Source organism: Paraburkholderia gardini, assembly GCF_907164545.1.
Classification (GTDB): Bacteria; Pseudomonadota; Gammaproteobacteria; order Burkholderiales; family Burkholderiaceae; genus Paraburkholderia; species Paraburkholderia gardini.
Window position 1 is genome coordinate 63649 of record NZ_CAJQZB010000017.1, and the last position, 19620, is coordinate 83268.

Consider the following 19620-nt stretch of genomic DNA (forward strand, 5'->3'; position numbering starts at 1 on the left):
ACGCGCGGCTTTTACACGGCCACGGGGAATATCAGGGAATCAGGAACCGAGCAGGCCGGCGGCGATGTTCACACACAGCCCGAGTACCGCGACGTTGAAATAGAACGAGAGCACCGACTGCGCAAGCACGGCGCGCCGCATCGGGCGTGAACGCAGCGCGATGTCGGCCGTCTGCGAGGCGACGGCGATCGTGAACGAGAAATACAGGAAGTCCCAGTAGTCGGGCTTGAGACCGTGATCGGGAAACTGCAGCGGGGTTTGCTCGTGGTCGCCGCCGTAGTAGAGGCGCGCGTAGTGCAACGTGAAGATCGTCGGGATCAGGAACCAGGCGCCCATCAGCGTCGCGCCGGTGATCGCGTAGTGCAGCGCGCCGGTGCCGCCCTTGAAGCTCTTGACCGTGGCCAGTTCGAGCACGATTGCAGCGATGCTGGCGACCGTCGCGAGGCAGACCATGAAAAGCACGACGCCCGCATTCTCGTCTTCGCGCACGGCGAACTTGCGTACCTGGGCCTGCTCTGCGGTCGCCATGTGGAACCACAGGAACACGAGATACGCCCACACCGCGACGTCCCATGCGAACAGGATCCGCACCATCGGACGCAGACCGCCCGGCAACAGCAGCGCGGCCGCCACGCCGACGGCGAGCCCGAGGACCATGCGTGGCCGGTTGCGAAGCACCTGCGGATACGGATTCATGTTCATGTTGATGTGAGAAGAAGCGTTCTCTTCGTTCGCGGGGCTGGGCGTGCGCAGGTCTGGACAGCCTCGTTGATTCTACCGGGATGTCCGGCCCGCAATTGTCGAATACGCACACTTTGGCTATAGTCTGTCGCAACGGACGTCGGTCTTCCCGCACCGCCTTCACAGATGAAAGGCTGATGTCAGGCCGGTAGCCGCGTGTATTCCGCCAGCATCACCATGACATCAAGAGACCGCACAAGCGGCGATGACCAGGTTTGGGGCAGACAGCCCGCATGCCGGCCCTGGCATAACGAACGTAACGTACGCACCGCGTTGCCGCTGGCCTGCTGGCTGATCCAATAACATCATCTGGAGCCCCCATGACAGATGTTCGCGAGAACGATGCACCCGCCGCTCACGTGACGGCGCCGCAATCCGCTCGCCGCCGGGCACTGGTCCTCTGCGCGTTCGCCGGCGCGGCCGTGCTCGCTTTCACGACGGCGGGCCGTCCCGGCCTGCCATACGGCTTCTCCGCCATTTCTCCCGCATTCGCCGACGCTCCCCAAGGTGGCGGCCTCGATGCCTTCCTTGCCCTGTCGCAGCATCTCACCGGTCGTTCGAGCTTCGATCCGGTACTGGGACGTCGCATCTACGACACGTTGCTGAAATCGGACAGTGTGTTTGCCCAGAACGTCGCCGCGCTCAACACATGGCTGCAGAGTCACGGCGGCGTGCCCTCCGATACGGTCACGCAGGCGCTGCAGGCCGACCAGCCGCCGCTTGCGAAGGCCGTCGGCGCGATCATGCGCGCGTGGTATCTCGGCCTTGTCGGCGAGGCGCCGCACGTGCAGGTCGTGGCATACGAGCGTGCGCTGATGTTCGACCCGGTGAAGGACGTCCTCACGATCCCGTCGTATTGCCTCGACGTGCCGTTTTACTGGACACAAAAACCGCAACATGTCTGAGCAGCGCCGGCTGCCGGGCATCGCCGGTCGACACTAGAGGGTAACAATGGCAAATTCACATTCCGCCGACGTGGTCGTGGTCGGCTCGGGTGTCGCGGGTGGTCTGATCGCGCATCAGCTGGCACTGGCCGGTGCGTCCGTGATCCTGCTCGAGGCCGGGCCACGCATTCCGCGCTGGCAGATCGTCGAGAATTTCCGCAACTCGCCGGCAAAGGCCGATTTCGCGACACCGTATCCTTCGACGCCCTACTCACCGCATCCCGAGTACACCCCCGCGAACGGCTATCTGATCCAGAAGGGCGAGTATCCGTATAACTCGCAGTATCTGCGGCTTGTCGGCGGTACGACATGGCACTGGGCGGCGGCGGCCTGGCGCCTGCTGCCGTCGGATTTCAAGTTGAAGACGTTGTACGGCGTCGGGCGCGACTGGCCGCTTCCGTACGAAGCGCTGGAACCGTGGTACTTCGCCGCCGAGGTGCAACTGGGTGTGTCCGGTCCGGATGCGTCGGTCGATCTGGGCTCGCCGCGCTCGAAGCCTTATCCGATGAGCGCATTGCCGCTCTCGTACATGGACCAGCGTTTTTCCGACCTGCTGAATCCGCAGGGCTTCAAGGTCGTGCCTGAGCCGGTCGCGCGCAACAGCCGCCCGTACGATACGCGTCCAACCTGCTGCGGCAACAACAACTGCATGCCGATCTGTCCGATCGCGGCGATGTACAACGGTGTCGTGCACGCGGAAAAGGCCGAACAGGCAGGCGCGACGTTGATCCCGCAGGCGGTCGTCTACAAGGTCGAATCGGACGAAAAGGGGCTTGTCACGGCGGTGCACTACAAGGACCCCAATGGCAACAGCACGCGCGTGACCGGCAAGCTCTTCGTGCTCGCGGCGAACGGTATCGAAACGCCCAAGCTGATGCTGATGTCGACCTCCGACCGGTTCCCGAAGGGCATCGGCAACAGCTCCGACCAGGTGGGCCGCAACCTGATGGACCATCCGGGCACGGGCGTCACGTTCCTCGCGAACGAGCCGCTATGGCCGGGGCGAGGGCCGATGGAGATGACCTCGATCGTCAATTTCCGCGACGGCGAGTTTCGCTCGGAATACGCGGCAAAAAAGCTGCATCTGTCGAACGGCGTCGCGACGATGGGCGTGACTGCCGATCTGCTCAAGAAAGGCCTGACGGGCGCCGAACTCGACCGGCAGATTCGCGACCGTGCGGCGCGCACGCTGAACATCAACAGTTTCCACGAACATCTGGCCGAGCCGCAGAACCGCATCGTGCCTTCGGCGGATCACAAGGATTCGCTCGGCATTCCACAGCCTGAGATCTACTACTCGATCAACGATTACGTGAAAAAGAGCGCCGCGAATACACACGAGCTTTACGCGCGGATCGCGAGCCTTTTCGGCGGTACGGAAGTGAGTTTCGACGACACCTTCGCGCCGAACAATCACATCATGGGTACCACGATCATGGGTAGCGATCCGTCGGATTCGGTCGTCGACCCTGAATGTCGCGCGCATGATCATCCGAATCTCTTCATCGCGAGCAGCGGCGTGATGCCGACGGCGGCATCGGTGAACTGCACGCTGACGATCGCCGCGCTTTCGCTGCGGATCGCCGACAAGCTCAAGCGCGAACTCTGACCCTCAACCTGACGGAGAGCCACCATGACGAAAAAAACGTCGAGCGTGCAGCCGGCCGGGCCGGGCGCACAGTCGCACATTCCTGTCGAGCGCCGGCGTCGCCGGCATATGGCGACGCTGGCTGCCGCGTTTTCGCTGCTGGCGCTGTATCTCGCGTGGTACGCATCGCACGCCATGGACGTGCGTCACGAGGATGAATCGCCGATCAGCGCGGCGTTCGCGCAGGACGCAGGAGGCAACAGCATGGGCAACGGCGTGGGTAGTGCGACGCCGGATCTCGTGAAGCGCGGCGAGTACCTCGCTCGCGCGGGCGACTGCGTGGCCTGTCATACGGCGGACAAGAGCCGTCCGTTCGCGGGCGGTCTGCCGATCGCGACGCCGTTCGGCACGTTCTACACGCCGAACATCACGCCCGATCCGGATACCGGCATCGGCAGCTGGACGGATGCCGATTTTCTGAAGGCGATGCACGAAGGCATTGGCAAGGGCGGCGAGCGGCTCTATCCGACGTTCCCGTACGCCGAATACACGAAGGTTACCGAACGCGACGTGCTCGCCATACGCGCGTATCTGAATACGCTCACGCCGGTTCACTACACGCCGCCCGCCAACGACGTGAAGTTTCCATTCAACCAGCGCTGGCTGATGGTGTTCTGGAACATGTTCAACTTCACCGAAGGACGCTTCGTTCCCGATCCGAAGCAGAGTCCGGAGTGGAATCGCGGCGCGTATCTCGTCGAGGGACTCGCGCATTGCGAGGAATGCCATACGCCGCGCAACATCACGCAAGGACTGAAGACGGATGAACGTTTTGCCGGCGCGACGCAGGCCGGCTGGCACGCGTTCAACATCACGCCGCACAAGATCAGCGGCATCGGCAACTGGAGCGACGAAGACGTCGCGCGCTATCTGTCGACGGGCGTCGTATCCGGTCGCGCGAACGCGGCTGGGCCGATGGCGGAAGTGGTGGCGGACAGCACCCAATATCTGACGCCTGAAGACCTGCGCTCGATCGCGGTTTACCTGCGCTCGGTGCCGCCCGTGAACGGTGGCGACGCACGGCCGCGCACGGCATGGGGCGCGCCGGCGAACGACGTCGTGGCCCTGCGCGGCACGAAGATCAGCGGCGTGAACGGCGCGCAGCTTTTCATCGCGAACTGCGCGTCGTGTCACAACTGGACCGGACAGGGCGTCGGCGCGAGCGCGCCCGGTGCGTATCCCGCGCTGATCCACAACAGCGCAGTGGGCGCGAGCCCCGCGAACAATCTGGCGATGGTGATCCTGCACGGCGTCGAGCGTAAGACGAAAGACGCCGATGTGTTGATGCCTTCGTTCGCCTCGCAACTCTCCGACGAACAGGTTGCGGCAATTGCGAACTACGTGACAAAGCAGTTCGGCAATCCACAGTCGACGTTGTCGGTCGGTCAGGTCGCGAAGCTTCGTGCGACGCAACAATGACCGCTTTTTCCTGCTTTTCCCGCGGCGTCCGGTAGACCTTGCTGGACGCCACGGGACGCCGCCGGAACCGGTAACGGCCCCGGCAAACGATACGCGCCGGAAACGATAGACACCCCGCATACGCTATTTTTGCGTGGCACTATCATGGGGCTATGGACCCCGTACTCTTCAACGACGTCTGGCACCATCCCGTCAACCGCAAAGGCCGCGATTTCATCGTGGGCGACCTGCATGGATGCGTGGATGCGCTACGCTATCTGCTTCGCGAAATCGGGTTCGATCCGGCGCACGACCGGCTGTTTTCGGTCGGCGATCTGGTCGATCGCGGCGCGCAGTCGGAAGAAGCGCTCGCGCTGCTCGACAAGCCGTGGTTCCATGCCGTGCTCGGCAATCACGAAGACACGTTGTGCGCCGTCGCCGAAGGGCGCTTGCGGCGTCACTGGTGGTATGGCATCGGCGGATCGTGGGCCGCGGCGCTCTCCGACGAGAAGCTGCGCGACTACGCGGAACGGCTCCGGACCTTGCCGCTCGTGCGCGTGGTGGGCAGCGGCGCTGAGCGTTTCAATATCCTGCACGCCGAGTTCTTCGGCAACGATGACGATCTCGATGCTGGCGATTTCTCCGAGGACGTCCGCCAGAAACTGCTGTGGGGCCGTGAACTTGCGATGGGCACGGGCGACCCGCTGCGTCAGCGTGGGCTTTCGCTCACGTATTGCGGCCACACGCCGATGCGTGAGTTGCAGCAGATCGGCTCGCAGGTGTTTGTCGATACCGGTGCGTTCGGGCCTGGCGGCAAGCTGTCGATCGTCGAGGCGCGGCGCTCGCAACGCTGGTCGGTGACGGTGGACGTGGCGCGTGCCCAGGGCGCGGCCGAAATGGCGCTGCCCTGAGCAGCCTGGCCTGCAACGTCACGGCATCGCGGCATCGCCGATACCGGTCAGCCGATCTGGTTCAGTTCAAACACCACATCCACAGCGCTGCCATTCCAGTTGTATTCCAGATACGCGGCGTGATGGCAGTCACGCAGCAGCGTCGTTCTGAACGCGGCGAGACATTCGCCATCGGCATCCCGCACCGACGGATACACGATGCCTGATGCGCCTGCGGCCCGCACGGCGCGCCCGAGCGCCTGGCCCGCGACGTAGTCGCCGGGCGACAGGACGCCCGGGTTCAGCGCCGGATCGTCGCGCAGATCGGCGACTTCGCCGTGCGCCATCACCGTGTAGAGACGCATCTGCTGCCGCAATGGCGGCTCGTTCGTGGCCGCGAGGAAATTGCCGGTGTGATAGCGCGTTTCCGCGATGGCCGTGGCGCGCGCGCGCGCGCAATAGAACACGCCGTACGTGCCGTCGGAAAAGCGGCTGCCGAGCGGATTCAGATGTGTGAACGCCGCCATGATCGGCCCCCAGCCGGGCCCGAAACGCCGCTCTTCGCGCGGCACGAGATCGAGTTCGCCGGTTTCGGTACGCAGACGGTCGTTGGTCATCGCTTCGAGCGCGTAGAGCGCCTCGAAATCTTCCGGCGACGCGACGCGATCGAACAGGTTCACGGCCGGAAAACGCGTGGGTATCACCCGGTATGCGGGCGACCAGTCGAGCGGCGTCGCACGCCAGCGGTCCTGCCAGTGCGGAGAAGTCACGCCCATCCGCCTCGCATTGCATCGAGATACTGCCGCACCGCGACGAGATCGCTGATATTGCCGGCCAGCATGCGGTCGAGCGCGCGACGGCCGCCGAACGGCGGCGCGCTGTTCGGGCGCCGGATCCAGGTATCGGCGGCGGCTGGCGGCGGCAACAGGATCTGCAGACCCTTGTAAATGCCGAGCAGCAGCGACAGCCGCTCGAGCGTGTCGCGGCCAAGCCTTGCCGTTTGCGGCGCCTGCTTCCATTTGAAGAACGTCGAACGACCGGGCGAGCCCAGCAGGACGATCTGCTCGTCGGCGCTCAGGTCCCAGTCGCGGGCGATATTGAAGAACGCACGCAGGCCAGCCGCCGACATTTCGGTGACCGACGGCTCGCCGGCGGCACGCGCAATGGGGCGTTCGGCAGAAAATGCACGGGCGGTACTGGACATGATGATGTAGTCCTTAAATAAACTATAAGTTAATAATAGTCCATTTGTGGATTAACGCAAGACCATGTGCCGGATTATCCGCTCGCGAGGCCGCTTGCCAGCAGCCTCACGGTTTCGAGCGTGCGCCGGTCGCGAACCCGCGAATGCAACGTCACGCGCGACCCAGGCAGCGCGGGCAGACCAAGTCGCGAACCGGCGTCGACGAGTCCGCGCGGTGCGACGCGTCGCGCCAGCGGCGACACCGCGATGCCCGCCGCCGCTGCCGCGCCGACAGCCGCCACGCCGCCGCCGATAAACGTTTCATGCCACGCTACGCCCGCGTCGTCGAGCGCGCGTAGCGCCGCGGCGCGCACGCTGCAGGGCGCCGCGAGCAGCGCAAGCGGCAGCGGCTCGTTCACGGGAGGCAGCCAGTCCGGCGTCGCGAGCCATGCGATCGGTTCGGTGAAAAGCGGCTGGGCGTCGTCACGCGGCGTTTCGTCCGGCTCGTAGCGAACGATGACGGCGTCGAGCTGCCGCTCGTCGAACTGCTCCAGCAGCGCCGCCGACATGCCCAGATGCAGCTCGACGACGAGCCCCGGATCGTGTGTCTTCAGCCGGCCAAGCAACGCCGGCAGATTCGCGCCCGCGACGTGCTCGCTCAAACCGATCGCGAGCTTGCGATGCTCGACGGAAAGCGCGCCGAGCGCGCGCTCGTGCGCCTGCAACAGATCGCGCGCGGCGTCGAGAAACGCCTTGCCCTCGGCGGAAAGCCGCACGAGCCGCGGCGTACGATCCAGCAACGGGCGGCCGAGGTGTGCCTCCAGCCGCTTCAGCTTGAGACTGACAGCCGACTGGGTGGTATCGAGCGCAACGGCTGCGCGCGTGAAACTGGCGAGATCGGCGACCAGCACGAACGCCCGGACTGCATCGAGGTCGAGTACTTTCATTTCTATTGAAAATGACTGATATCTTCAGTGATATCTATTCATTATGTGACGACCGGCGCAAGATGGCTACCTGAACTTTTCATTTTCTTGTGGGAGTCCATCATGCCGCTTACCCGAATTTCGCTTCGCGCTGGCAAGTCCGTCGAATATCGCAAGGCCCTCACCGAGGGCATCCAGCGCGCGCTGGTCGAACATTGCAAGGTGCCGCCGGACGACATCTTCATGCTGATCAACGAACACGACGAAGGCAATTTCGTGTTCGACCGGCACTATCTGGGCGTCGAGCGCAGCGACGATCTGGTCATCGTCCAGATCACGTTCAACAACACCCGAACCATCGAGCAGAAGAAGGCGTTCTACAGGCAGGTCGTCGATAACCTGGCGGAGTCGCCCGGCGTGCGGCGAGAGGATGTGCTCATCAATCTCGTCGAGGTGGTGAAGGAGAACTGGTCGTTTGGGAACGGCGTCGCGCATTACGCGCTTTGACGGCGCGGCGCGTTGGTATCAGCAGGTATCAGGGCGAGGGGATCAGGCCGTTGAGGAGGCTGGTCCTCGCCGGCGCGATGGCAACGACGCAACTGTCCGCGATCGCGAAAAAGGGCGTGGAAACGACGACAGGCGCGGGGCCGCTACTGGTCCAGCGCAGGTTGCATGCGTTGACGCCGGCGGCATCCGGCTTCGTGTCGTCGGGTTGCGCGACGACCTGCGCGAACGAGTTCGCGCGCAGGCTCACCTTTTCCGCGTAAGCCTTCGAGCCGCCGTAGCTCTTCAGCGCGGCGTTCAGGTCGCCGCCGGCCGATCGCATGTATCCGTAAAGGATCGCCGAACCCACCTCGATATTGGCGGTCGGCTCGGTCAGATCGTTCACGTTTTTCAGCAGCCGCCTGTGGGCGCTCGGCACGACCTGCATGAGGCCCGTCGCGCCGTTGGCGCCTTTCGCCTTTTCCTTGAAGCGCGATTCGATCGAAATGATCGCGAGCAACAGCGCGGGCGGCAGCGAGTATTTCGATGCGGCGGACGTGACGGCAGCCGAGATCTGCTCGGCCTTTTCCCTGGCGACACCGAACTTCTGCGTGAGATACGCGGAAATCTGCGCGACCTGCTCGTTCTCCCCAGCCATCGCGCAGGGCGAGAGGCCGATCAGACCGATCGGGAGCAGGATCAGGACAAGGAGACGTCGCATGCTTCGGGGGAAAGACGTGAAAGGCTGAATTATAGCGGCGGAGGCAAAAAGTACCAGATTGATCAGATGAAAGCCGCCAGCGGCGTGAACGGCTGTGCCCCGATGCAGCGTTGCGGACGTTGCATGGCCGTGTACCATCGGTACATCTTCCTTATCCGTAGCCAGCCATGACTGAAAAAAGCGCATCCGGTACCCGTCCCGAGCAGCTCGAACTCGGCGGATCGGTGTGGTTTCAGGCGGGCGAGCGGACGCTCGGCGGCGCATCGCGAATCGCACTCCTGGCGGCGATCCGCGAGACCGGTTCGATCACGGGCGCCGCGCGTGCCGTCGGCATGAGCTACAAGGCCGCGTGGGACGCCATCGATACGATGAACAACCTGGCCGGCGAGCCGCTCGTCGTGCGCGCGGCAGGCGGCAAGGGCGGGGGCGGCACGACGCTTACGCCGCGCGCGATGCGTCTGATCGAGACGTTTCGCGCCGTCGAAAACGAGCACCGGCGGTTTCTGGAGCGGGCCGGCGCGGCAATCGAACACTTCGCCAGCGACTGGTCGCTGATCGGCAGGATCGGCATGAAAACGAGCGCGCGTAACCAGTTGTACGGCTCGGTGTCCGAGATCGTGCGCGGCGCGGTGAACGACGAAGTGTCGCTCGTATTGCCCGGCGCCCAGACGGTCGTCGCGATTCTCACGCATGAAAGCACCGAGACGCTTGGGCTTGCCGTCGGTGCGGCCGCGTTTGCGCTGATCAAGGCCTCGTGGGTCATGCTGATCATCGACGAGGGTGCTGACGAACCCGCGCGGATCTCGGCGCGCAACCAGTTGCGCGGCACGGTCACGGCGGTGAAGCGCGGCGCGGTCAACGCGGAGGTGTCGCTGGAACTGCCCGGCGGCGTGGTCGTGACAGCGGTGATCACGAACGGAAGCGCCGACACGCTCGGCCTCGTCGAAGGCGCGCCGGCGATCGCGGCGTTCAAGGCTTCGAGCGTGATTCTCGGCGTCAGCGACTAGCAGGCGCCTGATGCGACACGTCGTCAATAACTGCTGCGTGCGTAGCCGGTGAAGGCGGTGTGCGGTTGAACCCGGCCGCCGACCACATGCACGACCTGATCGCCGAACGCGGCGATGTCATCGGGATCGTGCGTGATCGGTGGCCATGGCGAAGATATCGGCGGCCACATGTGCCATGCAGAACGTTGATGGAGATTACGCGTCGGTTGCGGGCGGCGGAGGAAGCGACGTGTCGCGCGTACGCGAGACCGGCGGGGGCGGCCGATGGTGGCCGGCCTTCCAGCGGGCGCGAACGAATGGCCGCTCATGACCGGATACCTTGAGCGCGACGTGGGTGATCCAGCGCTGCGTCGGCACGCGGACGTCATGCAGGCTGACCGTCAGCGCGACGAGGCTCAACGCCACCGCCGCCGCTGACAGCTGGCCCGGGCGTGCGTGCCAGGCGGCGCGCACGAACAGCAGCGCCGCACCCGCGCCGACCAGGCAGCCCGTAACGGCTTCCGACGGCGAATGCGCTACGAGCACCACACGTGAAAGCCCGACCGCGATGCCGGCGGCGAGCCCGAGCAGCACGCCGGCCAGGCGGATCGAGGGGCGCGCGGGCAGCAGCATCATGAAGAGGGCGACGGGATAGACGGCCGTCGAGAGCATGGCGTGGCCGCTGACGCCGGTGAAATCCAGCACGCGCACGCCGACCCCCCAACCGAGGAACGCAAGCTTGGTGAGCGTGACGACGCCGATCGCCGCGCCGAGCAGCCCGAGCCACAACACCGCCATGCGCCAGGTGTAGCCGACCGCCAGCCACAGCGCGATGGCGATCGCGAGCGGCAGCGTGAGGCCTGCGCCACCGAGGCTGGTAATCATGAACCACAGATGAAGAGGCAGATCGGGCATGGCAGCAACTGCGCCGGTGAGCGCAGCGAATCCGGCAAAAAATGGGAGTGAAGAAGCGAAAAGCGCGCGCTGCCTGACACCCTGCGACAACAGACGGCCTTAAGCACGCGGCCCGATAGCCGCAAGTATAAAGTGAGTGAGGGTGGCGTGGTCGTGACATACCGGTACTCGCACCCGGCAGATGGACAGAAACGGGGCTGGCCGGCGCTTAGCAGGTTGCGGGAATTGGTGTTATTGTGCATTGCACAACAATCCACCCATTCTGGCCCGGAACCGTCCCTTTTTGCGAGGTTGATCCGATGGCAAAAAATCTGTCGAAACTCTGGCTGGGCGGTCTCAAACGCCTGATCGCCGCACAAACCAGGCAAACCCGCGAATCACTGAAGCACACTGCAGCAAGACCGGCGCGTCCCATCGCGAAATCCGCAAAACCGCCCGCGAAATTGCGCACCACCAGAACCCGCGACCTGCCGCGCGCCGGCGCGCGTGAATCCCGCGGGCGGCCGCGCGCCGCCGCATGGGCGAGCGGCGACTGGACGCGCTCGTTCCATTCCGCGCCGGTGGCGCCGGGGCGTCTCGTCAATCATCTGTCGTATGGCCTGTATGTCCCACCGGGTCGCGCGCTCGAGGGTTTGCCGCTCGTTGTGATGCTGCACGGCTGTACACAGTCGATCGACGAATTCGCCGAAGGCACGCGCATGAACCTGCTCGCCGATCGTTTCGGTTTTGCGGTCGTTTATCCGGAGCAGTCGAAGCATGTTCATGCCCATCGCTGCTGGCACTGGTACGACGCCGGCGAGCAGGCGGGCGGCGCGGAGGCCCGCGCGGTGGTATCGCTCGTGGATACGCTGGTGGCGACCTACCGGTTCGACGGCGAGCGTGTGTATGTGGCGGGTCTGTCGGCGGGCGCGGGGCTTGCCTCGCTGCTGGCGCTTCTCTATCCCGAGCGTTTCGCCGCGGTCGGGCTGCACTCCGGTCCGGCCATGGGCGAAGCGCGTTCGGGCATCACCGCGATGGATGTGATGCGGCGCGGAGCCCGTCAGCATCCAGTCATGCTCGTCGATGCCGCCGTCGATATCGACGCCTATCCCGGCATGCCGGCGATCATCGTCCACGGCGATTCTGATCACGTCGTGGCGCCGGAAAATGCCGAGCAGCTCGCGATCCAGTTCGCGCGCCTGAACGGCGTGCTCGACGCGAGCGGCGAGCTGCGCGTCGGCGAAGTGCGCGAGGAACGGAAAGCCGGTGTCGTGACGCGCGACTACATCAAGGGCGGCCGGCGCGTGGTGCGTCTGTGCCGTGTGCAGGGCCTCGGACACGCGTGGAGTGGCGGCGACGACGCCGTTCCGTTCCACTCGTCAAAAGGGCCGGATGCATGCGCGCTGCTGTGGGAATTCTTCCGCTATCAGCGCCGCGTAACCGAAGCGGCACCGGCCCACGTGCCGTTGCACGCGGCGGCCGCACGACCGGCGTAGCGCGCGTCCAACGGTCGCATCAGATAAACATGGCAAACGATCAGGGTTTTCCCTATAATAAGGGTTATCCACTGGGGTAAAGCCCTGGATCATTTTCGGAGTTGACCATGTACCTGCTGACCCGCCTGTTCCTGTTCCTGACGAAATCGCCCGACCAGATCGCCAAAGAATACAACGACGAGTATCTCGCCGAAGCCACCGATCTGCACGACCTCGAATATCGCATGCGCAAGCTGGATCGCGAAGCGAATCGCCGCCAGCCGTCGTGGATGAGCCAGCACTAAGCTTTTTTTCAGTGCCCGGCCGCGTGCCTTGTAGTAAAGCTTTGCCGCAGTCTCAGGTCACTTTCCGAAGCGGGCCAGCGTGCGCTGACGCGCTTCGGCATGGTCTACCGCCGGTGATGGATAGTCTTTTCCCAACGTCACGCTTCATTTTTTCAGTTGTCCGGTTTTCGCCATCCATGGCGCATGGATCCACTTCGTGGATACGTCGGACAGTTGAGGCAAATAGCGCTCGATATGCGTTACCGGATTGAATATCCGGAATCAGGGTTGCGCGTCGCACCCAGTCGATGCCGCCCACTGCCATCCATCGTTATCCACCGAAAAATCGAAATCGTGCAGCAGCATGCGCGCACGGGTTGCGCCGCCAGTTTGGGGATGCAGGTGCGCGGATTGTCGTGCAGCACGATCAGATCATCGCCCATACGACCTGCTGTACCGACAATACCCTTGAAGCTGAACGCCGCATAGTCGGTCAACGGCGCCCTACGGGCGCCGCGCCGGCAATCTTTTACTGCACGCTGCAACGCAAGGCGGCGCTCAGACGATCTGCAGACGCACTGCCACGTTGTTGCGTGTTGCGTTCGAATACGGGCACACCTGATGAGCGGCATCGACGAGTTCACGTGCTGCGTCGGCGGCGAGGCCCGGCAGCGAGACGCGCAGTTCGATATCCAGTGCGAAGCCGCCCTTGTCGTTCGGGCCGACACCGACTTCCGCCGTGACGGTCGTATCCGCCGGAACCGCCTGCTTGCGCTGGCCAGCGACGAATTTCATCGCGCTCAGGAAACATGCCGAATAACCGGCTGCGAACAACTGCTCCGGGTTCGTGCCCTCGGCGCCGTTGCCGCCGAGTTCGCGCGGTGCGGCCAGTTTCACGTCCAGCACCTTGTCCGACGATACCGCGCGACCATCACGTCCACCGGTGCTCGTTGCCGTTGCCTTGTAAAGTACGCTCATGGTGTTGCTCCTTGAAAGTAGGTGCCACGCAGTGGGTGGCGGTCGCCATCGATCTGGCGTGTCGTTAAGATAGTACACAAATCATTTGTGTGCAAACTAATTTGGATATTATTCGAAGCGTCGCCAGGCAACAGGCGGCTAGCTTTCGTTGTAGTCGTTGAGGGTGGTGCGCAGGCGCGTCAGGTCGTCGCGCAATTTGAGGAGGAATTCGGGTGTCTGCTGCGTTGCGCAGAAGATTTCGGCCGGCACTTCACGGGCGGTGCGTTTGAGCGCCGCGCCCGCCTTCGTGAGCCGGATATAGACGAGCCGCTCGTCGCTCACGCCGCGTGCACGTTCGATATAGCCCTGCGTCTCGAGGCGCTTGAGCAGCGGCGTGACCGTCGCCGAATCGAGATTCAGGCGGCTAGCGATGTCCTTGACCGTGATGTTGTCGGATTCCCAGAGCACCAGCATGGTCAGGTATTGCGGATAGGTCAGCCCGAGTTTTTCGAGGATGGGCTTATACGCTTTCGTCATCGCAAGCGAAGTCGAATAGAGCGCGAAGCAAAGCTGCTCGTCGAGCGTGAAAGGGAAAACCGGGCGCTGGGTCATGGTGCTTACCGTCCAGAAAGTGTGCGCTAATCAATCGCGCGCAAATCATTGTGCACCAATCGCGGATGGCTTGCGAGTGGCTTGCGTCCCACGTAGCGGCGAGCCGCGACGATGCGAGCGGTTCGATTCGGCGCGCCGCGGGTGCGGTTTCCAGCGAACTGCACGTCGCGGCGGCGCGGTTTCAGGCTGCTGGCGTAGTGGGTGAGCCCGGCGTTTCAGGCGACTGGATGCCGAAACAGCCGCGATACGTGGCATAAAACGAGCAGTACAGCATCGTGGTGACGACGATCGTCGCGGGCATCAGCACGACAAACGCGTATTCCCCGGCGCCGAGCGCCTGCATCAGCGTGGACAGCCCAAGCGAAACGGTGATCGCCATCGCAAACCACAGCGCGCCGAAGACGATGAACGCGCCACGATTGCGCCAGCAGCTCACGAGGCTGAAGAACATCGCCTTCACGGGCGGCACTTCGTGCCACGTAATCAGGATGGGCGAAAACCAGAACAGCATCGCGACCGGAATGTAGAACGCGAGCGCGGCCAGAATGCCGAGCGGAATATCGCTGCTGGCCATCGCCTCCGGCTCCATGGAGGCGGCGCCGATCATCACTTTCAGCAACGTGCCGCCGTCGGCGAGCGCCGAGCCGCCCAGCACGAGCGCCATCGCCACTACGTACAGCAGGCCGAGCGCGGCGAGCCGCTTCGCGGCCGTGCTGCCGTACGAGCGGAAACCGTCGGCGAGAATCGTCGGAAAAACCGGCTTGCCCGCGATCGTGTCACGACACGCCGCCATGAAGCCGACCGCCACGCCCGGAATGAACACGAGCGGCAGAAATCCGCCGATGACGGGAATCTGCGAGATCAGCATCATCGCGAGCAGATACGTGAAGAACAGCGTCAGGAACGCGAGCGGATTCTTGCGGAACAGCCAGATACCCTGCCGGAACCAGACGTAGCCGGTTTTCGCGGGAACTTCGATCAGTTGCATGGAGTGTGGATGCCTGGAAGTGCAACGCCGGACAGGCGCTCACGAAGAATGCGTTCGAAGTGGCCAGGATCGTGCGGCTTCAGCATTTCAGCTGCACGTGGCATGTAAAAGTCATAAAGGCGCGAGACCCAGAAACGGTATGCGCCCGCACGCAGCATGTCGCCCCAGTGACGGTTTTCCTGCGTGGTGAACGGACGCACGGTCTGGTACGCACGCAGCATTGCCTCGACGCGCGGCATGTCGAGCGCGCCTGTGGCGAGATCGGTGCACCAGTCGTTCACGGTCACGGCGACGTCGAAGAGCCACTTGTCGCAGCCGGCAAAGTAGAAGTCGAAGAAGCCGCCAAGGCGCACGTCGTGGCCGCTTTCGGGCGCCGCATGCGCGAACAGCACGTTGTCGCGGAAGAGATCGCAGTGGCACGGGCCCTCGGGCAGCGCAGCATAGTCGTCCGAGGCGAAGAACGCCTGCTGATGGGCGAGTTCCGTGCTCAACAGTTCGCGTTGCGCGCCGGTCAGAAACGGCAGCACCGCCGGCACGGTTTCCTGCCACCAGTCGAGGCTGCGCAGGTTCGGCTGATGGTTCGGGAAATCGCGTCCGGCGAGATGCATGCGCGCCAGCATCTGGCCGACTTCGACGCAGTGTTCCTCGCGCGGCGCGAGTTCCGGTGCGCCTTCGAGGCGCGTGACGATCGCCGCGGGCTTGCCGTGCAGCAGGCCGAAGAGCGCGCCGTCATCGCGCGGCATCGGGTCCGGCACGGGCACCTTGTGGGCGGCCAGATGGCGCATCAGATCCAGATAGAACGGTAATTGTTCCGCCGTCAGTTTTTCGAAAATCGTGAGGACGTAATCGCCGCGCGTCGTCGTCAGAAAGAAATTGCTGTTTTCGATGCCGGACTGGATGCCGCGAAAATCGACGGCTTCGCCGAGATCGTAATGACGCAGCCAGTGAGCGAGTTGGGTGTCGGTGACAGCGGTGAAGACGGCCATGCGGGAATGATGGAATCAGGTTGGTCGGACTGGCGCGTGTGGCCAGTACATTCGGAACGATCGCAGACGAAACCGGGGGCCGGCGCACCTCACGCGCGCCATCCATCCAGGCATGCAGGCAGGCAGCGCACGCGCGCTGCCGCTGCACGATCAATAGTGCAGGTTGACCGACGGCAGGCGCGTGCTGGCGCGACCGTTGTCACGTACCTGCGGCGACGTGTCGAGCGGTGCGCTCATCTGGTAGCGCGTGCCGAAGTTCGAATGCACGTCGATTTCGACCGGTTTGCCCTTGTCGCGGTATTCGGTGATTTCGGTGCCGTTACCGCTGCGTTCGTAGAAACTCGGCGTGCGCGGCTGGTTGATTTCCACCTTGGAGCTGACTTCCGCGGCTGGACGGTTGATTGCCTCCAGATCCGGCAAACCGGCCCGTTCGTTGGCGGCGTGGGCCTCGGCGGCAGCCTGGGCGTCGACGGCAGGCTGCGCGGCCATCGCGACGCCGCTAAAGGCGAGCGTCAGCGCAACGGCGACGGGAAGGAGCGGCTTCATGGTAATTCTCCGGGTAGGTGCCCCGATTCTAGCAAATCCCACCTGCCAGAAGGGCGTGACCGCCTTATTTTGCGCTGCTTTCGCGACACCCGCCGGGATTTTCAGTACCCTTCCCGCGTGCGGGTTGCCACATCTGGACGTGTAATTTCCGTGGTAATGTCATCTCATCAAATGAGGCGATGAAGATGAATTACGACACGAACCCGCGCACTGTGCAGACGCCGGCCAGCGACTTCCCGACCGAGTCATTCGAAGACGCCACCGAAGCGGTCACGCGCCTGTCCGCCATTTACGAAGCCAACACATCGTTCCTGCGCGACGCGTTCGCGCGCTATCGCCGCAACGAGCCGTTCGAGCGCCGCGTGCGCGCGTGCTATCCGTTCGTGCGCATCCGCACCGAGGTCAACACGCACGTCGATTCGCGCCGCTCGTACGGTTTTGTGGCCGGCCCGGGCAGCTTTGAAACGACCGTTACACGCCCGGATCTGTTCGGCAACTACTATCGCGAACAGCTTCGCCTGCTCACGAAGAACCATCATGTCGCAATCGAAGTCGGCGTGTCGCAGTACCCGATTCCGGTTCACTTCGCGTTTGCCGAAGGCATTCATCTGGAAGGCGACCTCGATCGCGACCACCTGCTCGCGATGCGCGATGTGTTCGACACACCCGATCTCGCTTCGCTGGACGATCGCATCGTGAACGGCACGTACGAACCGCCACCGGGCGAGCCGCATCCGCTTGCGCTGTTCACGGCGGCGCGCGTCGATTTCTCGCTGCATCGTCTGAAGCATTACACGGCGACGTCGCCCACGCACGTGCAGAACTACGTGCTGTACACGAACTATCAGTTCTACATCGACGAATTCGTGAAGCTCGGCCGCACGATGATGACCGCCACCGACGACGAAGACCTGCGCGCATATCGCAGCGAATACACATCGTTTGTCGAGCCCGGCGACGTGGTCACGTACAACGCGAACGTCGGCGAGCAGCAGGACGAGGGCAATGCGCCGCCGCGTCTGCCGCAGATGCCCGCGTATCACCTGAAGCGCGCCGACGGCAGCGGCATCACGATGATCAACATCGGCGTTGGGCCTTCGAACGCGAAGACGATCACCGATCACATCGCCGTGCTGCGTCCGCATGCGTGGATCATGCTCGGCCATTGCGCCGGTTTGCGCAACACGCAGCGGCTTGGCGACTATGTGCTCGCGCACGGCTATGTGCGCGAAGATCACGTACTCGACGACGATCTGCCGCTATGGGTGCCGATTCCGGCGCTCGCGGAAGTGCAGGTCGCGCTGGAGCGCGCGGTCGCTGAAGTCACGAAGCTCGAGGGCATCGAGCTGAAGCGCGTGATGCGCACGGGCACCGTGGCGAGCGTCGATAACCGCAACTGGGAGCTGCGCGATCACCGCGAACCGGTGCTGCGCCTGTCGCAAAGCCGCGCGATCGCGCTCGATATGGAGAGCGCGACGATTGCAGCGAACGGCTTCCGGTTTCGCGTGCCATACGGCACGCTGCTGTGCGTGTCGGACAAGCCGCTGCACGGCGAACTCAAACTGCCCGGCATGGCCGACCAGTTCTATCGAGGGCAGGTCGACCAGCATCTGCGGATCGGCGTCAAGGCGATGGAGATACTGCGCACGAACGGACTGCACCGATTGCACAGCCGCAAGCTTCGCAGTTTCGCCGAGGTTGCGTTCCAGTAACGCGCCATGGCGCGCAGTTTGCAGCCCGCAATAGCAGGAAATAGCGGGGCATAGCGCGGATTAAAGCTGGCCGAATCCTGTCAGCCCGATCAGGCTGCCGGCGGCCAGCAACCACAACGGATGGATACGTGTGCGCCATGCAAGCGCGGCGCACACGCCTGTTGTTGCCCACGCGATCCACGTCGTATCGGACGCCTGCGCGATCAGCATGGCGCTCGCCGCGACGATGCCCGCGGTCACGGGCACCAGCGCCCTTTGCACGATCGTACGCCATGGCCGGTCCTTGAAGCGCTCCCATGCGTGTAACGCAAGGATCGTCACGATCGAAGACGGTCCAAACTTCGCGATGGACGCGACCAGCATGCCGGCCCATCCCGCAACGTGCCAGCCGACGAGCGTCACCACCATCAGGTTCGGGCCCGGCGCGGCCTGGGCAAGCGCGAACAATGCGCTGAATTCGCTCGCCGGCATCCAGTGATGCACGTCGACGACCTGTCGCTGCATCTCGGGAAGAATCGTATTGCCGCCGCCGAACGCAAGCAGCGAAAGCTGCCCGAAAATCACGCCGAGCGAGATGAGGGTATCGGTCATCGTGCGGCCCTCACAGCGATGACGATGCTGAGCGCGGTGAGAACGAGCATCGTGGGGAGCAGTGGTAAACGCATGATCGCGATCGCGATGAAGCCAGGCACCGCGATGGCCAGCGCGACAGGATTGCGTCGCAACGGCAGCAGGATTTTCACGGACATCGCAACAAGGAGCCCCGCTGCGGCAGCGGCGAGCCCGGCGAAAAGATGCTTCACGTGCAGGTCGTTCTGCGTGTGTTCGTACAGCACGCCGAGTGCGATCACGACGAGCGAAGGGCCCGCGATCAGGCCGAGCAGGGCAGCCAGCGCACCGGACAGGCCTCGATATCGCATGCCGATCGCGACCGAAAGGTTAATGACATTTCCGCCGGGCAGGAACTGGCACAGGCCCAGCAGGTCGGTGAATTCGGCGGGAGTCAGCCAGCGCCGTTTTTCGACGACGATGTGTCGCGCGTGCGGTAGCGCGCCACCAAACGAGATGAATCCGAGGTTAAGAAAGCCGAGAAACAGGGCGACCGGCCCTGGTGCCGGCGCGGATCGGGTGGTGGACGTATCGTGATCCATATGTCATTGCGGGTGAAGTCTGAAGCTGTCGAGGTTATCGCGCTTCACACGCCGCGCAAAACGATTTTTACAGCGTCGTCTTGTGATCTAGAATC

24 protein-coding genes and 1 pseudogene are annotated in these 19620 nt (G+C 63.8%); 9 read left to right on the forward strand and 16 right to left on the reverse strand.

All coding sequences use genetic code 11. The features are described 5' to 3' along the window. Positions 1-39 precede the first annotated feature (39 nt). Complete coding sequence (locus LPA37_RS13910; RefSeq protein WP_228978460.1) at positions 40-702, reverse strand: DUF1345 domain-containing protein; 663 nt, start codon at positions 700-702, stop codon at positions 40-42. A 359-nt stretch (positions 703-1061) separates the two neighbouring features. On the opposite strand from LPA37_RS13910, the gene LPA37_RS13915 reads away from it, so the two are divergent. The 4 genes from LPA37_RS13915 to LPA37_RS13930 all read left to right on the forward strand — a co-directional run bounded on the left by LPA37_RS13915 (position 1062) and on the right by LPA37_RS13930 (position 5642). Continuing rightward, the gene (locus tag LPA37_RS13915) at positions 1062-1646 is read left to right on the forward strand and encodes a sorbitol dehydrogenase family protein (RefSeq protein ID WP_228978462.1); all 585 of its coding nucleotides are present in this window, start codon (positions 1062-1064) and stop codon (positions 1644-1646) included. Positions 1647-1692: 46 nt separating this feature from the next. Next, positions 1693-3294, forward strand: coding sequence for a GMC family oxidoreductase (locus LPA37_RS13920; RefSeq protein WP_229012900.1), 1602 nt, complete (start codon positions 1693-1695; stop codon positions 3292-3294). A 24-nt stretch (positions 3295-3318) separates the two neighbouring features. Then, a complete protein-coding gene (locus tag LPA37_RS13925; protein WP_228978465.1) occupies positions 3319-4752 on the forward strand; it encodes a cytochrome c in 1434 nt (477 codons plus the stop codon). A gap of 152 nt (positions 4753-4904) precedes the next feature. Further along, positions 4905-5642, forward strand: coding sequence for a metallophosphoesterase (locus LPA37_RS13930; protein ID WP_228978467.1), 738 nt, complete (start codon positions 4905-4907; stop codon positions 5640-5642). A gap of 47 nt (positions 5643-5689) precedes the next feature. On the opposite strand, the gene LPA37_RS13935 is transcribed toward LPA37_RS13930, so the two are convergent. From LPA37_RS13935 to LPA37_RS13945, 3 genes are all read right to left on the reverse strand, one after another. Next, positions 5690-6391 carry an RES family NAD+ phosphorylase gene (locus LPA37_RS13935; protein WP_229012901.1) on the reverse strand — a complete coding sequence of 234 codons (702 nt, stop codon included), beginning with the start codon at positions 6389-6391 and terminating at the stop codon, positions 5690-5692. Further along, positions 6388-6825 carry an MbcA/ParS/Xre antitoxin family protein gene (locus LPA37_RS13940; RefSeq protein ID WP_228978472.1) on the reverse strand — a complete coding sequence of 146 codons (438 nt, stop codon included), beginning with the start codon at positions 6823-6825 and terminating at the stop codon, positions 6388-6390. Before LPA37_RS13940 ends, LPA37_RS13935 begins: the two co-directional genes overlap by 4 nt. A gap of 74 nt (positions 6826-6899) precedes the next feature. Then, positions 6900-7751, reverse strand: a complete 852-nt coding sequence (locus tag LPA37_RS13945) for a LysR family transcriptional regulator (RefSeq protein ID WP_228978473.1) — start codon at positions 7749-7751, stop codon at positions 6900-6902. Positions 7752-7853: 102 nt separating this feature from the next. Here LPA37_RS13945 and LPA37_RS13950 point away from each other — a divergent pair, with 102 nt between their 5' ends. Next, a complete protein-coding gene (locus LPA37_RS13950; protein ID WP_228978475.1) occupies positions 7854-8237 on the forward strand; it encodes a tautomerase family protein in 384 nt (127 codons plus the stop codon). A 28-nt stretch (positions 8238-8265) separates the two neighbouring features. Here LPA37_RS13950 and LPA37_RS13955 read toward each other — a convergent pair whose 3' ends face one another. Then, on the reverse strand, positions 8266-8934 hold the full coding sequence (locus LPA37_RS13955; RefSeq protein WP_228978477.1) for a transglycosylase SLT domain-containing protein: 669 nt from the start codon (positions 8932-8934) through the stop codon (positions 8266-8268). 167 nt (positions 8935-9101) lie between these two features. On the opposite strand from LPA37_RS13955, the gene LPA37_RS13960 reads away from it, so the two are divergent. Beyond that, entirely contained in the window at positions 9102-9941 is an 840-nt protein-coding gene (locus LPA37_RS13960; RefSeq protein ID WP_229012902.1) for a TOBE domain-containing protein, read from the forward strand. Between the two features lie 23 nt (positions 9942-9964). On the opposite strand, the gene LPA37_RS13965 is transcribed toward LPA37_RS13960, so the two are convergent. Together LPA37_RS13965 and LPA37_RS13970 are read right to left on the reverse strand one after the other, a co-directional pair. After that, a complete protein-coding gene (locus LPA37_RS13965; protein WP_407672525.1) occupies positions 9965-10111 on the reverse strand; it encodes a hypothetical protein in 147 nt (48 codons plus the stop codon). A gap of 25 nt (positions 10112-10136) precedes the next feature. Continuing rightward, positions 10137-10835, reverse strand: a complete 699-nt coding sequence (locus tag LPA37_RS13970) for a phosphatase PAP2 family protein (RefSeq protein WP_228978482.1) — start codon at positions 10833-10835, stop codon at positions 10137-10139. Between the two features lie 299 nt (positions 10836-11134). Between LPA37_RS13970 and LPA37_RS13975 the strand changes: the two genes are divergently transcribed. After that, a complete protein-coding gene (locus tag LPA37_RS13975) occupies positions 11135-12310 on the forward strand; it encodes an extracellular catalytic domain type 1 short-chain-length polyhydroxyalkanoate depolymerase (RefSeq protein WP_229012903.1) in 1176 nt (391 codons plus the stop codon). 107 nt (positions 12311-12417) lie between these two features. Continuing rightward, positions 12418-12594 (forward strand): DUF3563 family protein, encoded by a 177-nt coding sequence (locus tag LPA37_RS13980; protein WP_228981499.1) that lies wholly within the window; start codon positions 12418-12420, stop codon positions 12592-12594. A gap of 57 nt (positions 12595-12651) precedes the next feature. Here the strand turns inward: LPA37_RS13980 and LPA37_RS13985 are convergent. The 7 genes and pseudogenes from LPA37_RS13985 to LPA37_RS14015 all read right to left on the reverse strand — a co-directional run. Then, a pseudogene (locus LPA37_RS13985) lies at positions 12652-12933 on the reverse strand (FAD-binding domain-containing protein); the annotation flags it as partial. Next, positions 12834-13070 (reverse strand): hypothetical protein, encoded by a 237-nt coding sequence (locus tag LPA37_RS13990; RefSeq protein ID WP_229012922.1) that lies wholly within the window; start codon positions 13068-13070, stop codon positions 12834-12836. The gene LPA37_RS13990 and the pseudogene LPA37_RS13985, both read right to left, overlap by 100 nt. A gap of 61 nt (positions 13071-13131) precedes the next feature. Beyond that, positions 13132-13551: an organic hydroperoxide resistance protein gene (locus LPA37_RS13995; protein ID WP_090536660.1), complete on the reverse strand. Its 420-nt coding sequence runs from the start codon at positions 13549-13551 to the stop codon at positions 13132-13134. A 138-nt stretch (positions 13552-13689) separates the two neighbouring features. Beyond that, positions 13690-14142 (reverse strand): MarR family winged helix-turn-helix transcriptional regulator, encoded by a 453-nt coding sequence (locus tag LPA37_RS14000; protein WP_228981330.1) that lies wholly within the window; start codon positions 14140-14142, stop codon positions 13690-13692. A gap of 181 nt (positions 14143-14323) precedes the next feature. Further along, the gene (locus LPA37_RS14005) at positions 14324-15130 is read right to left on the reverse strand and encodes a BPSS1780 family membrane protein (protein ID WP_228981332.1); all 807 of its coding nucleotides are present in this window, start codon (positions 15128-15130) and stop codon (positions 14324-14326) included. Continuing rightward, positions 15121-16116 carry a homoserine kinase gene (locus tag LPA37_RS14010; RefSeq protein WP_228981334.1) on the reverse strand — a complete coding sequence of 332 codons (996 nt, stop codon included), beginning with the start codon at positions 16114-16116 and terminating at the stop codon, positions 15121-15123. The genes LPA37_RS14005 and LPA37_RS14010 overlap by 10 nt, the downstream gene beginning before the upstream one ends. A 150-nt stretch (positions 16117-16266) precedes the next feature. Then, on the reverse strand, positions 16267-16662 hold the full coding sequence (locus LPA37_RS14015; protein WP_229012904.1) for a hypothetical protein: 396 nt from the start codon (positions 16660-16662) through the stop codon (positions 16267-16269). Positions 16663-16847: 185 nt separating this feature from the next. Here LPA37_RS14015 and LPA37_RS14020 point away from each other — a divergent pair, with 185 nt between their 5' ends. Next, positions 16848-18374, forward strand: a complete 1527-nt coding sequence (locus LPA37_RS14020; RefSeq protein WP_228981337.1) for an AMP nucleosidase — start codon at positions 16848-16850, stop codon at positions 18372-18374. A 60-nt stretch (positions 18375-18434) separates the two neighbouring features. Here LPA37_RS14020 and LPA37_RS14025 read toward each other — a convergent pair whose 3' ends face one another. Both LPA37_RS14025 and LPA37_RS14030 read right to left on the reverse strand, forming a co-directional pair. Then, on the reverse strand, positions 18435-18965 hold the full coding sequence (locus LPA37_RS14025) for a chromate transporter (protein WP_229012905.1): 531 nt from the start codon (positions 18963-18965) through the stop codon (positions 18435-18437). Continuing rightward, the gene (locus tag LPA37_RS14030; RefSeq protein ID WP_228981341.1) at positions 18962-19525 is read right to left on the reverse strand and encodes a chromate transporter; all 564 of its coding nucleotides are present in this window, start codon (positions 19523-19525) and stop codon (positions 18962-18964) included. Before LPA37_RS14030 ends, LPA37_RS14025 begins: the two co-directional genes overlap by 4 nt. Between the last annotated feature and the right edge of the window lie 95 nt (positions 19526-19620).

Excerpts from the sequence above, each read along its gene's own strand:
- LPA37_RS13910 (WP_228978460.1), bottom strand. The coding sequence starts at position 702 with ATGAACATGAATCCGTATCCGCAGGTGCTTCGCAACCGGCCACGCATG.
- LPA37_RS13915 (WP_228978462.1), top strand. The coding sequence starts at position 1,062 with ATGACAGATGTTCGCGAGAACGATGCACCCGCCGCTCACGTGACGGCG.
- LPA37_RS13920 (WP_229012900.1), top strand. The coding sequence starts at position 1,693 with ATGGCAAATTCACATTCCGCCGACGTGGTCGTGGTCGGCTCGGGTGTC.
- LPA37_RS13925 (WP_228978465.1), top strand. The coding sequence starts at position 3,319 with ATGACGAAAAAAACGTCGAGCGTGCAGCCGGCCGGGCCGGGCGCACAG.
- LPA37_RS13930 (WP_228978467.1), top strand. The coding sequence starts at position 4,905 with ATGGACCCCGTACTCTTCAACGACGTCTGGCACCATCCCGTCAACCGC.
- LPA37_RS13940 (WP_228978472.1), bottom strand. The coding sequence starts at position 6,825 with ATGTCCAGTACCGCCCGTGCATTTTCTGCCGAACGCCCCATTGCGCGT.
- LPA37_RS13945 (WP_228978473.1), bottom strand. The coding sequence starts at position 7,751 with ATGAAAGTACTCGACCTCGATGCAGTCCGGGCGTTCGTGCTGGTCGCC.
- LPA37_RS13950 (WP_228978475.1), top strand. The coding sequence starts at position 7,854 with ATGCCGCTTACCCGAATTTCGCTTCGCGCTGGCAAGTCCGTCGAATAT.
- LPA37_RS13955 (WP_228978477.1), bottom strand. The coding sequence starts at position 8,934 with ATGCGACGTCTCCTTGTCCTGATCCTGCTCCCGATCGGTCTGATCGGC.
- LPA37_RS13960 (WP_229012902.1), top strand. The coding sequence starts at position 9,102 with ATGACTGAAAAAAGCGCATCCGGTACCCGTCCCGAGCAGCTCGAACTC.
- LPA37_RS13965 (WP_407672525.1), bottom strand. The coding sequence starts at position 10,111 with ATGTGGCCGCCGATATCTTCGCCATGGCCACCGATCACGCACGATCCC.
- LPA37_RS13970 (WP_228978482.1), bottom strand. The coding sequence starts at position 10,835 with ATGCCCGATCTGCCTCTTCATCTGTGGTTCATGATTACCAGCCTCGGT.
- LPA37_RS13975 (WP_229012903.1), top strand. The coding sequence starts at position 11,135 with ATGGCAAAAAATCTGTCGAAACTCTGGCTGGGCGGTCTCAAACGCCTG.
- LPA37_RS13980 (WP_228981499.1), top strand. The coding sequence starts at position 12,418 with ATGTACCTGCTGACCCGCCTGTTCCTGTTCCTGACGAAATCGCCCGAC.
- LPA37_RS13995 (WP_090536660.1), bottom strand. The coding sequence starts at position 13,551 with ATGAGCGTACTTTACAAGGCAACGGCAACGAGCACCGGTGGACGTGAT.
- LPA37_RS14000 (WP_228981330.1), bottom strand. The coding sequence starts at position 14,142 with ATGACCCAGCGCCCGGTTTTCCCTTTCACGCTCGACGAGCAGCTTTGC.
- LPA37_RS14005 (WP_228981332.1), bottom strand. The coding sequence starts at position 15,130 with ATGCAACTGATCGAAGTTCCCGCGAAAACCGGCTACGTCTGGTTCCGG.
- LPA37_RS14010 (WP_228981334.1), bottom strand. The coding sequence starts at position 16,116 with ATGGCCGTCTTCACCGCTGTCACCGACACCCAACTCGCTCACTGGCTG.
- LPA37_RS14015 (WP_229012904.1), bottom strand. The coding sequence starts at position 16,662 with ATGAAGCCGCTCCTTCCCGTCGCCGTTGCGCTGACGCTCGCCTTTAGC.
- LPA37_RS14020 (WP_228981337.1), top strand. The coding sequence starts at position 16,848 with ATGAATTACGACACGAACCCGCGCACTGTGCAGACGCCGGCCAGCGAC.
- LPA37_RS14025 (WP_229012905.1), bottom strand. The coding sequence starts at position 18,965 with ATGACCGATACCCTCATCTCGCTCGGCGTGATTTTCGGGCAGCTTTCG.
- LPA37_RS14030 (WP_228981341.1), bottom strand. The coding sequence starts at position 19,525 with ATGGATCACGATACGTCCACCACCCGATCCGCGCCGGCACCAGGGCCG.